This window comes from Vibrio sp. HS-50-1, assembly GCF_024747315.1.
Classification (GTDB): Bacteria; Pseudomonadota; Gammaproteobacteria; order Enterobacterales; family Vibrionaceae; genus Vibrio; species Vibrio diabolicus.
The window spans coordinates 96,609-111,256 of the sequence record NZ_JAMPZF010000002.1; the positions used below are offsets into that span (position 1 = coordinate 96,609).

Below are 14,648 nucleotides of genomic sequence, written 5' to 3' on the forward strand. Positions count from 1 at the left end.
AATTGCTCTAAATGTTAGATAATGATCGCTTACTTGTTGAATTTTAGCTCCAGGCTTACATGCAGAGCTGATTAAGCGACTAACATCTAGTTTATAATTTTTAAAAAAATAAATGGTTCAACGGGAAACTATAGTGATTCGACCAAAAAAACAAGTTTTGTATAGGTAATTTCAGCGTGATTATTGTTAGATATTTGATCCGCGAAACACTCAAGAGCCAATTTGCGATTTTTTTCGTACTTTTTTTGGTGTTTGTAAGCCAGAAATTCATAAGTGTTCTTGCTGATGCTTCTGATGGGGATATTCCTGCTGGATTGATTTTCTCGATTGTTGGTTTGAATATGCCAGCAATGGGTCTATTAATGCTGCCTTTAAGTCTGTATATCGGCATATTGATCACATTTGGTCGTCTGTATGCAGAGAGCGAAATTGTCGTGATGAACGCGACAGGTATTGGTAACAAATTCTTGGTACAAGCGGCCTTGTACTTAGCGCTGATTACTTCTGCTGTGGCGGCTTTTAATGCATTGTGGTTATCGCCGTGGTCTCAAGACCGTGTAGAGCAACTTTATGAACAAGTGGCGGCAGAAAACAGCGTTGACTTGCTAAAGAAAGGGCAATTCCAAGGCACGCCAGATGGTTCATCGGTTGTGTTCATTGATGACATTAAAGACAATACATTGAGCAACGTTTTTGTCGCGCAGATGCGCCCGAGAGATTCAGTATTGCCGAGTGTGATGTTCTCGTCCTCTGGTGAAGTAAAAGAACTGTCGGACGGCCGTCAGGTCATCACCATGAAAGAAGGCACGCGTTATGAAGGTGTGCCGACTCGCGTTGAATATATGATCACAAAATTCGATGAATACGAAGGCGTTATCGGCCAGCGTGAGGTCAAAAAGAAAGGGCGAGATTGGGAAGCGTACCCAACGGTTGATTTGATTGGACACCCAGACCCAGAAGCGCAAGCGGAGCTGCAATGGCGAATTTCGTTATTTGTGTGTATTCCACTCTTAACGATGCTGGTTATTCCTTTGTCGGCGGTGAATCCGCGTCAGGGACGATTTGCCAAAATGGGGCCCGCGATTCTTATTTATCTAGCGTATTTCCTGGCGATTAGTGCAACAAAATCTGCATTAGAAGATGGTGACATTCCGGCGGCAATCGGCATGTGGCCAATTAATGCGATGTTACTGATTGTCGCAATCATGGCCAATATGATGGACAGCGTTGCTGCTCGACGAATAAAAGACAAATTCCGTAAGAAGAGGCTCGCGTAAGCTGTGTTCAAAATCTTAGACCTTTACATCGGTAGAACCATCATCTCTACCACTGCCTTGGTTTTAGCGACGTTTGTTGGCTTATCGGGCATCATCAAATACGTAGAACAGTTACGTAAAGTAGGGCGAGGCGTGTATGACCTCACTCATGCATTGTATTTTGTGTTGCTCAGTGTGCCCCGTGATATCGAAATGTTCTTCCCAATGGCGGCATTACTCGGTGCCCTGATTGGTTTGGGGATGTTGGCGTCAAGCTCTGAGCTGGTGGTGATGCAAGCTGCTGGTTTCTCAAAGTTGGATATCGGGTTATCCGTGCTCAAAACGGCGGTGCCACTTATGCTTATCGTCATGGCGTTAGGGCAATGGGGCGCTCCAGAAGCACAAAAGATGGCGCGTGACTTACGTGCGTTTGCGATATCGGGAGGTAGTATTGTCTCAGTTCGTTCTGGAGTTTGGGCTCGTGACGCAAACGACTTTATCTTCATTGGTAAAGTTGAAGACGACAAGCTTTATGCTTTAAATATGTGGCGTTTTGATGATGATAAGAATCTACAAAAGGTTATCTTTGCTGAAGAGGTCGACTATCAACAAGATAACAATTGGTTGATGCGAGACGTACAAATCACGGATATGAAAAATGAAAACGTGATTTCGAAGCAAGACATCGAACAGATGGAATGGCATACGTCATTGGCTCCAGATAAGCTAGCTGTGGTGACGGTAAAGCCTGAAGAACTGTCACTGAGCGGTTTGTATGATTACGTGACCTATCTGAAAGCATCTGAGCAAGATGCGTCTCGCTATGAATTGGCGTTTTGGCGTAAGTTGACACAGCCGCTTTCAATTGCCGTGATGATGTTGATGGCGCTATCGTTTGTTTTCGGTCCACTCAGAAGTGTGACCATGGGGGCAAGGGTATTGTCGGGCGTGGTTGCTGGGTTTACTTTTTATATATCCAGTGAGTTCTTTGGCCCATTAAGCTTGGTGTATGGCATATCCCCTGTGTTTGGTGCATTGGCCCCGAGTCTGGTGTTCTTAGCCATTGCGATTGCGCTGCTGAGAAGAAAGTTGTAGCTGAAGTATCACCGAATAAACCATGTTTCATCGGACTAAATGTAAAAGGAAGGCATTATGCCTTCCTTTTTTGTATTCCCGGATAAGTTAGTTTGCCTTAGGCAGCACAACAACCTCTGTTTTTGCCCAAATGTCGTGGAACCCACGTTTCTTTGGATCAATCGGTACAGTCAGGTTTGCCAAACCAAAGCCAGATGTTGCAATGCGAATCAGGGCTTGAGTGACTGTAATCGGCGCACCGTCTTTGGCATTGCGAACTCGAAGTTTCCAAGCGCGCATCCCAAGTGTTTGCCCTGCTCGCGTCCAGAAGAAGACAAAGAAGTAAATCCATACAACCGCAAGATACAGTGTAAATAGAGGGCTTAATACAGGGTGCTTTCCGAGCATATCAGCGGCATCTGCGTACTCGCCGTAGCTCAACAGCCCTGCTGCATTTAGTGCAAATACAACGGCCATAACAATACCTGCGGCCATCATTTCAATTGCGATAATAATCAATGTGTCGTAAATCAACGCTGCAAGTCGACGAAAGAGACCAGCAGGTGGAAGAGTTGTAGACGTTGTCATTATTCCATCACTTACCTTAAAAATTGTGCGTCAGAATATAGATTCCCTCACCAAGAGAAAAGAGACCTAACGCACAGAGTCTTTAATTATGCATAAACAAAGTGACTTTTATGCTGTGTGTTATGAATATATACCATGATGTACAAGGCCTTTCGGTAACCTATTTCAACTGAATTTTACTTGCCTAACCATTAGCTTTTTGGTCTGTAACTAGATTAGACAGATGAGAGAGTTGGTGTTTCTCATCTTCTGTATAATGCTGGCTCAAGGCGAGCTCTAAAGCTTTTTCTGATAGCTTGGTTGCAGGTGATAAAAACAACTTGGGGTGCATACTAGAAAGAGCCAGCAAGGCTTTTTGTAGGCGAATCTGTATTTGGAGTTGCGCTGCACCATCGTGCGCGATTGGCAAAAAGACATCATCAAATAAATCTTGGCAGCTCAATGCGGGCACAAATAGTCTAGGGTATCGAGTCTTGGTGGGAGGTTCGCTGAGTAACTCTCCCCATAATGAAAGCGCTCGTACAGAACGCCCAAGAACATCAATCGCGGTACCGTTATCATTCACGGCGGGGGAGAGAGCTCGTGAGGCGATCTCCGCCATGACGACCAATCCAAAACGAGGATCTTGATCATAGGAACGCTCCGTTCGAATCGTGAAGGCCGCCGTTATTTCGTTTTCGTCTGGCAACGCTCCACAAACCCAAGCCAATGGTTGACTCACATACACAAAGCTTCCTGGTTGTCGTTCAAGATAGATAGTGCATTGGTTTGCTTCGGCAATACTATCGAGATGATGCATATCAACATGCTGTAAGTAGCCAATTTCTTGGCTGAAAATAGGCTTGCTTCCTCTGGGTTTATGTTCTGGGTGGCTCCACGGGTGAGCACCTAGCCAACGCTCTTTGCCTCGTTTTCTTATCGCATCTAACAAGGCTTGCTCCACGTATGACGTGGTTTCACTGACCCTCCCTAGTACGGAAAGGTGCTGAATCCAACGTAGCAGAGTGAGTATGATCATCACGATTACGGCGATGGTCACGATGAACAGATAAATTTGTGCTTGTTGATGATAGGCACCAATGCCTAGCGCGATAATGCCTACCAAGCTAAATAAAAAAGAGCCAAGAAAGGTTGCCAAAGCATTTTGCGTTGTGCTGTCTTCCATCAACAGTTTGGTGGCCCGTGGCGTCACCCCTGCACTAGCGGCACTGTACGCTGAGACCATTATATTGAGCGAGAATGTGGTCACCGCAAGCATGGAAGTCGCGAGGATATTTAATATGTTGTTAAGCAAATCCTTACTGACGTTGATTGCAGGAGGCAGAGTAATGAACTGGTTTAAAACAATGGATATTAGGGCGGTGGCGACAGCAAGTAAGGCATAAAGTGACGTGCGAACCCACAGTTTGCGCGTCATTTGCTTCAGTAACCATTGCCATTTTGACCCAGTCATTCGTATGCTCCTATTAGGCTCTTACTCGAAAGTCGATAGAAAATTCAGAAAGTTATTCTTGCTTAAGCATAGGTTAAATCTTCCTCGTTCTACTTGGTATTTCATGCATCATGAGAGTAAGAAAGCCGCTTGCTTCAAAGAATGGTGTTCTTGAGGTGTGAATTACCAAGATTCTGTTACCTTAATTGATAGATGCATTAAAAGTATGTGATAGAAAAGAGGTAGCCATGATTGTAATTACAGGTGCAAGTAGCGGTTTAGGGGCTGAGCTGGCAAAGCGTTATGATGCGGAAGACAAAGAGACGTATATCATAGGAAGAAACACAGAAAAACTATCCGCACTAGCAAAACAACTCTCTCATAACGTCGGCTATCAAGCTTGCAACCTCTCATTACATCAAGATGTGAAACACCTATTTGATGGGATGAAACAGCCGCCTGAAATGGTCATTCATAGTGCAGGAAGTGGTTATTTTGGCGAACTGGAAGAGCAGGAGCCGGAAGAGATTCAAAAACTGATTGATAATAACCTGAATTCCGCCATTCATGTATTAAGAGAGTTAGTAAAGCGTTACAAAGATCAACCGATAAAAGTGGTCATGGTTATGTCTACTGCTGCGCAACAGCCTAAAGCGCAAGAGTCTACGTATTGCGCTGTGAAGTGGGCTGTCAAAGGATTAATCGAGTCGGTTCGTTTGGAGTTAAAAGGAAAGCCAATGAAAATTATCGCGGTTTATCCTGGTGGAATGGATACGGAATTCTGGAAAACAAGCGGCAACACGATTGACACGAGTCACTTCATGCAAGCGGAAGATGCTGCTGAGATGCTCCATACAGCTTTGTCGAGCATTGGGAATGGTTATGTTTCTGATATTACAGTGAATAGAATTTAAAAAGAGTTACGTATACACATTTTCACCTGGATCAGTAGTAGGAAATGGAGCGTACGTTTCTTATGAGTACAGCTTTGTCACACTTTGTGGCGAAATTATCAGCAAACGATAGTTATTTAAGGTATTTCTGCTTGCGCAGGTCAAAAGCTTCCGTATAATGCCAACCATCAAAGGGCAATAGCCCAAAGATGCCGGTGTGGTGAAATTGGTATACACGACGGATTCAAAATCCGTTGCCTTCGGGCGTGGCGGTTCAAGTCCGCCCACCGGTACCATATATAGAAAGGTCGCTCTTATAGCGGCCTTTCGTCGTTTTAGGTGCTTGTAAATATCAAAAGAAAGTTAGCGTTGCCTTTGCGGTGGCGGTAGGAGTGCTTGTCCAATCAACTCTGCCCACGGGTACCATAATTCATATGATAAAGCCTCGACGAAAGTCGGGGCTTTGTTGTATCTAGGGTTTGTGAATTCAAATCCAGAGTGGCGTCAGGAATGCCAGGCCCAGTCAGTCAACTCTTTACTGCTTTCCATTTTTATTTTTAGAAAAGTAAAAAAGCGCGAGGTAATCCCTCGCGCAAGCTACTACATGATAATAGTAGGGAACAGCTTATAGAGCTGTGAACAAGGTGTTCTGTGAGTCAGGTGTCCAATCGGCTTGAGATACGTGTGGCACATTGACGAGATAACGTTTGCCAGAGTACGTCACAACATCTCCCTCTTTATATGAAACATTCACTTCCCAATTTGTTGCCGGATCAGCATTGGTCCAAAGGCTAGAGGTTGGGGAAGGTGCCCAGTCCTGCTGTGCGTTATGGCTAGTCACTGCTTGGTAAACGGTGCCTAAATGTAGGACGTAGTCGCCAGCGTTGTAGCTATGACCAACTTGCCAGTTTGGTGTGTAGTTATCCATCGTATCGAATACATAGCCAGCTTGTTTTGCTAGTCGGATAAATTCCGCTAATTTAGGTAAATTCTTGGTTGCGCCCATTCCTCGCTTACCGTCTTCAAACAAAAACTCATGCGTTAGAATAATGACCTTGTCTGCGTGGAGAGGTGTACCACATGGAAACTCTTGTGCTTTTGAATTGATAGGGTTGATGGTGGTAGGAGCACAGTTGTTCAATGCTGCATCTACGTAACCTAGGAAAGGTTCTGCCTCTGTTAGACTGTTGGCTGGCATTGCTATCCCCCAGTTTTCAGGTGCCCAATCCACATCCCAACCATGTGTTTGATAGCCTTTATTAGCCAGAATGTTTTGTACCGCAATTGAGGCTTTCACACTGTTTGATGGGGCGTTGATATCACAAACGTAGCCTGTTTCCCAAGGTTTAAAGTCATCAGACGTTGCACATAATCCATCTGCTTTGAAGTCTTTAGTCACGCGCCAGCCGTTGGTGTAGGGCAGTCTAGCAAACTCTGTTGCCTTATAATTCGGGTAGCTTGTAATGTTAGGCAGATACTTTTCTAAAACAGATAAGTTTTCTGTAAACATTGAGGCATCGTAAACAGGATCTTGGTACGAGTTAAGCTGGTGGTCGCCGGTAGCATTACATTCTGCTGCGCTATTAGGTCCAAACTCATCAACGCAGTTATGAACCATATGATCGTAACTATGGTTCGCGACAATATGACCAGTGTCTAATGCGAGCTTTAAGGCTTCTAGCGAACGGTCTTCATTCTCATCACCAATTCCGTCTAAGTGCCAAGCATTAAAGTAAAACGTCGCTTTGATATCTTCTTGGTTAAGTACTTGAATAACGTCAATAGATGCATTGATTGGTCCATCATCAAACGTTAGATAAATGGTGCCTTTAGAGTCGGTTTGAGCAAATGAGTATTGTGATAGTGCGGCACTTACAAGCGTTGCAATAGCCAATTTATTAAATTTCATTCTCTATTCCTTTTTAGAAATTAATAACGACGTTGTCAGTAGTAATATATTGATAATTTGAAACCTAATGTGGTGTCTTAATTTATTTCCTGACTTTTATCCTAGACCTAAATAATTACTAAAAAACAGGTCGTATTTTCTAAATTGGGATTGTGTTCACGAATAATGCAACCGGTTGCGCTTTTTTGTCTTGGTTATTTTTGCTACAGTTTTTGCAGGTTGAAATTTACACAACGGGAGTAAGGCTATGAAAAAGATCCTTTTATGCTGTAGCGCAGGGATGTCAACCAGTATGCTTGTTAAAAAAATGGAGCAAGCAGCTGAAAATAAAGGAATTGAGTGCAAAATTGACGCGATGTCAGTGAATGCATTTGAAGATGCAATTAAAGAGTACGATGTTTGTCTTCTCGGGCCTCAAGTACGTTTTCAGCTAGAAGAGCTAAGAAAAACGGCGCAAGAGCATGGTAAAAACATTGATGCGATTTCTCCTCAGCATTATGGAATGATGAAGGGAGAAGAAGTACTAGAGCAAGCATTAGAATTAATTAACTAAACCATAGTTTTAAATTAAAAAAGATAACTGTACATCAAATATAAATATTTGATGCGGGATTCTTTTGCCTAAAATAAGGATGGATTCTATGAAGCTTTATGACGCAATTATAGGCGCAGTCGAAAAGCATATAGCCCCTATAGCAGCAAAAGTGGGGAATCAGCCCCATGTTCGAGCAATGAGAGACGGTTTTATAGTTGCAATGCCGTTTATTATTGTCGGTAGTTTCATTTTGATTTTTGCATTCCCACCATTTGCCGAAGACACGACCTTTACTTTTGGTCGAATTTGGCTCGATTTCGCCACCACACATTTTGATACCATAATGATGCCCTACAACATGTCGATGGGGATCATGACCATTTTTGTTTCGCTCGGCGTTGCTTATAGCTTAGCTAAGGCTTACAAGATGGATGGGATCACGAGTGCTGTATTGTCGCTGATGTCTTTTTTACTCATCGCGGCCCCTGCTAAAGATGGCGCGTTGTCTATGTCACACATGGGAGGAACCGGGATCTTCACCGCAGTGATGTGTGCATTCTTCTCGGTAGAGCTCTACCGTTTTATGAAAAAGCACAATATTACGATTCGTATGCCAGAGCAGGTGCCACCGGCGATTGCACGATCATTTGAAGTACTGTTACCAGTCTTAGCGATATTTATTACCTTATATCCACTTAGCCTTTTCGTGCAAACCCAGTACGACATGCTGATTCCAGATGCGGTCATGGCAGTCTTTAAGCCTTTAATTAGTGCGTCTAACTCATTGCCTGCCATTATTGGCGCTCTATTGCTTTGCCAATTACTTTGGTTTGCGGGTATCCATGGTGCTGCAATTGTTGTGGGGCTGCTTTCTCCAATTTTCTTGACCAACATTGGTGCCAACATCGAAGCCTTTGTTGCAGGTGAACCGATTCCAAACGTATTTACTCAGCCTTTCTGGGATTTTTACATCTTTATCGGTGGCTCTGGTGCAACACTTGCTCTTGTTATGCTGATGTCATTTAGCCGTTCTGTTCACCTCAAGAGTATTGGTCGAATGAGTGCGGTGCCTGGCTTCTTCCAAATCAATGAGCCTGTGATCTTCGGTAGCCCAGTTGTAATGAACCCGACCTTGTTTATTCCGTTTGTCTTCGCTCCAGTCATCAACGCTACGATTGCGTACTTTGCTGTGCATGTCGGCTTTGTGGGCATGGGTGTCGCTACAACGCCTTGGACAACACCAGCACTGATAGGTGCTTCGTGGGGCAGCGGTTGGACCTTTGCTCCAGTATTGCTCGTCATTGGTTTATTGATTCTTGATCTAATTATCTACTTCCCATTCTTCAAAATGTTTGAGAAGCAAATGTTGGAGCAAGAACTACCGACGACGAAAGAAACTAAAGATGAGGCGCAACCTTCAGGCGAAGGTGTTACTGCTTAACGGTGCTTAATGGGCCGCAATTACCGCGGCCCGATTTTCGGAGAGAAAATGATGGAACAAGAATTGGTTGTGATGGAGATCATCTGTAATGCTGGCGAAGCCAGAAGTTTGAGCTACGAGGCGTTGCGTTTATCTAGAGAACAAGATTTTGATGCGGCTGAGGAGAAGCTCTCTCAAGCAAGAGAGTGCATTAACAAAGCCCACTTAATTCAGACTCAGTTGATTGAGGAAGATCAGGGGGAAGGGAAAGTCCCGATGACGTTAGTGATGGTACATGCTCAAGATCACTTAATGACCACGATTTTGGCTCAAGAAATGGCTGTAGAAATCGTTGCACTGAACAAAAAAATCTCGAACAAATAAGGGGAGAAAAATGTCTAGAGAGGCGATCAAACTTGCCATTATTGGCGGTGGTAGTAGTTATACCCCTGAACTGGTTGAAGGGGTTATTAAGCGCTTAGAATATTTACCCGTTAAGAAGATTCATTTTGTGGACATTGAGTCAGGAGCTGAGAAGCTTGAGATTATCAAAGGTCTAGCGCAGCGAATGGTTGATAAAGCAGGTGCAAAGATTGAGATAAAAGCAGACTTTGATCGTCGTGCTGCGATAAAAGATGCGGACTTTGTGATGACGCAGTTCCGTGTGGGTGGTCTTGCTGCTCGTGCTAATGACGAGCGAATTCCAATTAAATACGACGTCATCGGCCAAGAAACAACAGGCCCTGGTGGGTTTGCTAAAGCACTGCGAACCATCCCGGTTATTCTTGATATATGTAAAGATATTGAAGAGTTGGCACCCAATGCATGGATGCTCAATTTCACCAACCCTGCGGGTTTGGTCTCTGAAGCCGTCAGTAAGTACACCAAAGTAAAGAGTATTGGTTTATGTAATGTGCCGGTTTCGATGGAAATGATGATCGCAGAAATGATGGAGTGCGAGCCAAAAGAGCTACAACTGGAGTTTGCCGGATTAAACCATCTCGTTTGGGTGCACAAAGCATGGCTCAATGGAGAAGATATTACTCAAACGGTATTAGAGAAAGTCGGTGATGGTGCTAACTTCAGCATGAAGAACATCTGGGAAGAACCGTGGGATCCAGCATTTTTAAAAGCGCTGGGGGCGATACCATGTCCTTACCATCGTTATTTCTATCAAACCGATGCTATGCTCGCTGAAGAGAAACAAAGCGCGGGTGAAAAGGGCACTCGTGCTGAGCAGGTAATGGAAACAGAAAATGCGCTATTCAAGCTCTATCAAGATCCTAATCTCGATCATAAGCCGAAAGAGTTAGAAGAGCGGGGTGGGGCTTATTATTCAGATGCATCACTAAACTTGGTTGATTCAATTTATAACAATCGTAATAGTATTCATGTTGTTAACGTCTTAAATAACGGAGCGATTAACGGCCTCCCCGACGATGCTGTGATTGAGTGTAGCGCGGTGATTGGTAGTTGGGGCGCGAAACCTCTTGCGGTTGGTGAGCTGTCAAACAATATCAAAGGATTACTCTATCAAGTCAAAGCATATGAACAGTTGACAATAGACGCTGCTGTTGAAGGTAATTATGACAAAGCGCTCATGGCATTAACCAACAACCCATTGGTGCCAGACATTGGTCGTGCCAAGTCAATTCTGGATGATATCCTAGCGGTGAACGCTCCGTATTTACCTCAATTTAAACTAACGACGTTGTAGTACTAAGGAAGGGCGCCAATGAAAGTCATTTTTAATGCTGATGATTTTGGTTTAACGAGAGGTGTAAATAACGGCATCGTAAAAGCTCATCAGCAAGGTGTTGTTCATTCAACCACCATGATGGTCGGTATGGATGCTGAGAAACATGCTTTAGAGTTGGCTCGCCATAATCCAGACTTGAGAATTGGCGTTCATCTTAGGTTTACAGCGGGAGTGCCTCTAACTGGGCACCCTAATTTGACCAACGGTCGAGCGCATTTTATCAAATACGACGAACTGTGGGGTAAGCAGGACTTCGAAACTCAGGTCATTTATGACGAAGCAAAAGCTCAGGTGGAACATTTTTTATCGCTTGGGTTAGAGCTAAGCCACTTAGATAGCCATCATCACGCGCATACTCACCCTCAAATTTTGCCCGTTATTAAAGAGGTAGCGAGTGAATACCGAGTGCCACTGCGGGGCACTGGCTTGTGTCAAGAATCGATGACAACAAGGTATGTCTTTACTGACGAGTTTTACGATCAAAAAGTAAGTTTAGATGGTTTGATGGCGCATTTATTGAGTCTAAAGACAAACTATGATTTGGTTGAGGTGATGTGCCACCCGGCAGAGGCCGATCAAGCGCTGATTTTAAAGAGTGGTTATGCGCTTCAGCGAGAGCTAGAGTTACAAGTTCTAACCTCTCCCATTTTAAAAGAACAGTTAGCTCAACATGGTATAGCTGTCACGGATTACTCTGAGCTCGTTTCTACCAATCAAATGGTCGGTGTATGATTAAAGGCTGCCAGCTTCGCCCCCTATAAGCACCTTACGAATTGCTGGCAGCCGTTCTACACAAACGGATATTTAATAACAATTGCAGTTGGACCCAATAGCATTATGGCAAGGATTAAAGATGTCGCCGAACTCGCCGGTGTAAATCGCTCTACCGTTTCTCGAATCATTAATGGGGAGGGGAAGTTTCGCGAAGAAACTCGAAAAAAAGTAGAGCAAGCTATGGCGCAACTGAATTATCGCCCGAGTGCGATTGCTCGTTCACTCGCAACCTCATCCAGTAATATGGTTGGCTTATTGGTGACTTACTATACGGGGGGCTTCTTTGGAGAGATGATGGAGCAGGTTCAGACTGAGCTGGATATTCATAAAAAGTTTCTGATTACCGCTCAAGGACATCATTCTGCAGAAGGTGAAAAGGAAGCCATTCAGCGTTTTAATGATCTGCGTTGTGATGGCTATGTCCTCCATAGTCGTTATTTGTCAGATGATGATTTACGTGAATTAGCAAAACAGCCTACGCCTTTCGTTCTTCTGGATCGCTATGTTGAAGGAATAGAAGAGCGTTGCGTTACTTTTAATCATCATCATGCAAGCCGTATTGCCGTCGAGCATCTTTTAGCTGGTGGTCATAGAAAAATCGCCTGTATTACCGGTCCATCCCAACGTCATAATAGTTTATTAAGAAAGCTTGGGTACGTTGATGCGATGAAGGACGCAGGTATCGATATTGACGAAAGCTGGTGTGAAGAAGGGAATTATGGTCGGCAAAGTGGTTATGATGCAATGGCTGCAATTTTACAACGACACCCTGAAGTTACTGCAGTCTTTTCTTGCAGTGAGGAAATGACGGTCGGTGCAATGCAGTACTTACACGAGCACAATATTTCAGTACCGGAGCAAATCTCTTTAACTAGCTTTGACAGTGTCGACCTTTGTGAAAGCCTTTATCCTACAGTGTCGGCAGTGCACTTTCCTATCAGTGATATGGCCCGTGTAGCGGTACAAACATTAATGGGATTAGTCAAAGATCAAGAAATAATAGATAAGCCAACGTTCGAGGCTCAGCTTAAAATACGCAAAGCAGATCGAACCTTAAAGTAGCTTGCTTTTGCTCATTAAATGAGTCATTAGAAATGACCATCTGATGTTTTGATACTTACTGATGAATTTATTCACAAAATTTACTAGTATTCTAACTCTCTTAGGCAACGTAAATCAGTAGTGAATAAGTGGCAGCCATTAAACTTACGGTCGATCGTATTCAACCCGGATTACATATCCGTCTTCCGCTAAAGTGGAACGATCACCCTTTTCTACTCAATAGTTTTAAGATTAAAGATCAAGAACAAGTCGAGATGATCCGTCACCTCGGTGTAAAGTTCGTTTACTTTAATCCAGAGCAAAGTGATGCCGCACCACTTCCAGTCGACCAGATACAAGCTGATAGAGTAACGAATGAAGCGTCGCTAGATCATGAAACTCAAAAACTTTGGCAAGAAAAACAAAACCGCATAGAAAAGTTAAGTGCGTATCGTCGACGCGTTATCCAGTGCGAAAAAGAGTTTGAGCGCTCTCTTGCGCGTATGCGCTCGGTCATGACGAAAATTCGTAATCGGCCAACAGCTGCCGTTGATGAAGCGAAGCTTCTTATTGAAGATATCGTCGAGAAGTTAATGTGTGATGATAATGTCACTCTACACCTGATGAACGGTAAAAATGAGTTTGAAGATATTTATTTCCATTCGTTGAACGTTGCTGTTATCGCCATGATGATTGGCCGTGCTAAGGGGTACTCAGCTGCGCAGTTGAAAGAGCTTTCATTCTCAGCGCTATTCCACGATATCGGGAAAATAAAAATTCCTACCGCAATATTAAGAAAGCAAGCACCGCTGACGGAACCAGAAACTAACTACTTAAAGTTGCACACCAAATATGGAGTAGACCTTGCGAGCCAAATAGAAGGTTTTCCCGAAGTTGCAAGAGTTGTGATTGCACAGCACCATGAACTAAGAGATGGGTCTGGCTATCCCAAAGGTCTGAAAGGAGATGAGATCAACGAGTTTGCTCAAATTATTGCTGTAGCTAACGCATTTGATAACTTGTGTCATACACCTATAGTCTCAGATCAAAAAATTCCTTATACCGCACTCTCTCATTTATATAAGAACTGTAAACACCTATATAAAGAAGAAAACCTGAATATCCTGATTAAGTTTATGGGCGTGTTTCCTCCAGGCACTGTGGTTCAGCTTTCCAATAATATGGTGGGCTTGGTTATCTCAGTGAATGCATCGCATCTATTATTCCCAAATGTATTGGTTTACGACCCATCAGTGCCAAGGACGCAGGCGCCAATCATTGATCTTGCATCAAAGGATATAAAGATAGTTAACGCGATTCATCCGTCTAAATTGCCGGAGAAAATCAAAGAGTATCTTAATCCGCGTTCACGCATTTCTTACTTCTTCGATAGTGATGAGTAGTTATCCACAGGTTTTTGTGGGTAAGCTGTAGAAATCTTGAGTGTTATTTCGGGGTAATTTTTGGGTTGGATGGAAAGTATCCACTTGGCATGTTTTTTTAGAAAAAATGTACTTTTAGTATTGCCAAAGAAAATCTTCTCCCTATAATGCGCATCCATCGACACGGCAGACACCACAAGGCTTCAGCAATGCCGAAGAGGTAAAAAGGTTCTACGAAAAATTAGTTGAAAAAAGTGTTTGACACTAACTACCAAATCGCTAGAATGCACCTCCGCTTTGAGAGAAAAAGTTATCGCAAAGCAAGCTCTTTAACAATATAGACCTATCAATCTGTGTGGGCACTCGTTGATGATAATCCAATTAGAAACTTCGGTTTCAAATTAGGTTTCAATGAAACGAAGTGACCATTGAATCTTCGGATTCAGCACAGTCAATTCAAACATTACTTATGTAATGTTCAGTATTCATTGAGCCGAACAAAATCTTAAATTGAAGAGTTTGATCATGGCTCAGATTGAACGCTGGCGGCAGGCCTAACACATGCAAGTCGAGCGGAAACGAGTT

The 14,648-nt window shown here is 43.5% G+C and carries 13 protein-coding genes, 1 tRNA gene and 1 rRNA gene; 12 read left to right on the forward strand and 3 right to left on the reverse strand.

Annotated features, from left to right (window positions below; genetic code table 11):
• Positions 1 to 176: 176 nt before the first annotated feature.
• Entirely contained in the window at positions 177 to 1,277 is a 1,101-nt protein-coding gene (gene lptF / locus NDJ01_RS02305; RefSeq protein WP_006742363.1) for an LPS export ABC transporter permease LptF, read from the forward strand.
• A 3-nt stretch (positions 1,278 to 1,280) separates the two neighbouring features.
• On the forward strand, positions 1,281 to 2,351 hold the full coding sequence (gene lptG / locus NDJ01_RS02310) for an LPS export ABC transporter permease LptG (RefSeq protein WP_258586182.1): 1,071 nt from the start codon (positions 1,281 to 1,283) through the stop codon (positions 2,349 to 2,351).
• Between the two features lie 87 nt (positions 2,352 to 2,438).
• Here lptG and NDJ01_RS02315 read toward each other — a convergent pair whose 3' ends face one another.
• Complete coding sequence (locus tag NDJ01_RS02315; protein WP_005397453.1) at positions 2,439 to 2,918, reverse strand: RDD family protein; 480 nt, start codon at positions 2,916 to 2,918, stop codon at positions 2,439 to 2,441.
• Between the two features lie 184 nt (positions 2,919 to 3,102).
• Positions 3,103 to 4,371: a DUF2254 domain-containing protein gene (locus tag NDJ01_RS02320; protein WP_048626860.1), complete on the reverse strand. Its 1,269-nt coding sequence runs from the start codon at positions 4,369 to 4,371 to the stop codon at positions 3,103 to 3,105.
• A 227-nt stretch (positions 4,372 to 4,598) separates the two neighbouring features.
• On the opposite strand from NDJ01_RS02320, the gene NDJ01_RS02325 reads away from it, so the two are divergent.
• Positions 4,599 to 5,264, forward strand: a complete 666-nt coding sequence (locus NDJ01_RS02325) for an SDR family NAD(P)-dependent oxidoreductase (RefSeq protein WP_258586183.1) — start codon at positions 4,599 to 4,601, stop codon at positions 5,262 to 5,264.
• 190 nt (positions 5,265 to 5,454) lie between these two features.
• Positions 5,455 to 5,539: transfer RNA gene (locus NDJ01_RS02330), tRNA-Leu, on the forward strand.
• Positions 5,540 to 5,868: 329 nt separating this feature from the next.
• On the opposite strand, the gene NDJ01_RS02335 is transcribed toward NDJ01_RS02330, so the two are convergent.
• Positions 5,869 to 7,152, reverse strand: coding sequence for a carbohydrate-binding protein (locus tag NDJ01_RS02335; protein ID WP_065646884.1), 1,284 nt, complete (start codon positions 7,150 to 7,152; stop codon positions 5,869 to 5,871).
• A 247-nt stretch (positions 7,153 to 7,399) separates the two neighbouring features.
• On the opposite strand from NDJ01_RS02335, the gene NDJ01_RS02340 reads away from it, so the two are divergent.
• The 8 genes from NDJ01_RS02340 to NDJ01_RS02375 all read left to right on the forward strand — a co-directional run.
• The gene (locus tag NDJ01_RS02340) at positions 7,400 to 7,705 is read left to right on the forward strand and encodes a PTS sugar transporter subunit IIB (RefSeq protein WP_025767645.1); all 306 of its coding nucleotides are present in this window, start codon (positions 7,400 to 7,402) and stop codon (positions 7,703 to 7,705) included.
• A gap of 88 nt (positions 7,706 to 7,793) precedes the next feature.
• Positions 7,794 to 9,128, forward strand: a complete 1,335-nt coding sequence (locus NDJ01_RS02345; RefSeq protein ID WP_005397441.1) for a PTS sugar transporter subunit IIC — start codon at positions 7,794 to 7,796, stop codon at positions 9,126 to 9,128.
• A gap of 51 nt (positions 9,129 to 9,179) precedes the next feature.
• Positions 9,180 to 9,491, forward strand: a complete 312-nt coding sequence (locus tag NDJ01_RS02350; protein WP_031780628.1) for a PTS lactose/cellobiose transporter subunit IIA — start codon at positions 9,180 to 9,182, stop codon at positions 9,489 to 9,491.
• Between the two features lie 10 nt (positions 9,492 to 9,501).
• Positions 9,502 to 10,824 carry a 6-phospho-beta-glucosidase gene (locus tag NDJ01_RS02355; protein ID WP_005397437.1) on the forward strand — a complete coding sequence of 441 codons (1,323 nt, stop codon included), beginning with the start codon at positions 9,502 to 9,504 and terminating at the stop codon, positions 10,822 to 10,824.
• A gap of 18 nt (positions 10,825 to 10,842) precedes the next feature.
• Positions 10,843 to 11,598 carry a chitin disaccharide deacetylase gene (gene chbG / locus NDJ01_RS02360; protein ID WP_006742368.1) on the forward strand — a complete coding sequence of 252 codons (756 nt, stop codon included), beginning with the start codon at positions 10,843 to 10,845 and terminating at the stop codon, positions 11,596 to 11,598.
• A 105-nt stretch (positions 11,599 to 11,703) separates the two neighbouring features.
• On the forward strand, positions 11,704 to 12,702 hold the full coding sequence (locus NDJ01_RS02365; RefSeq protein ID WP_046873620.1) for a LacI family DNA-binding transcriptional regulator: 999 nt from the start codon (positions 11,704 to 11,706) through the stop codon (positions 12,700 to 12,702).
• A gap of 128 nt (positions 12,703 to 12,830) precedes the next feature.
• Positions 12,831 to 14,084 (forward strand): HD-GYP domain-containing protein, encoded by a 1,254-nt coding sequence (locus NDJ01_RS02370; RefSeq protein ID WP_054868202.1) that lies wholly within the window; start codon positions 12,831 to 12,833, stop codon positions 14,082 to 14,084.
• A 486-nt stretch (positions 14,085 to 14,570) separates the two neighbouring features.
• A 16S ribosomal RNA gene (locus tag NDJ01_RS02375) occupies positions 14,571 to 14,648 on the forward strand; the annotation flags it as partial.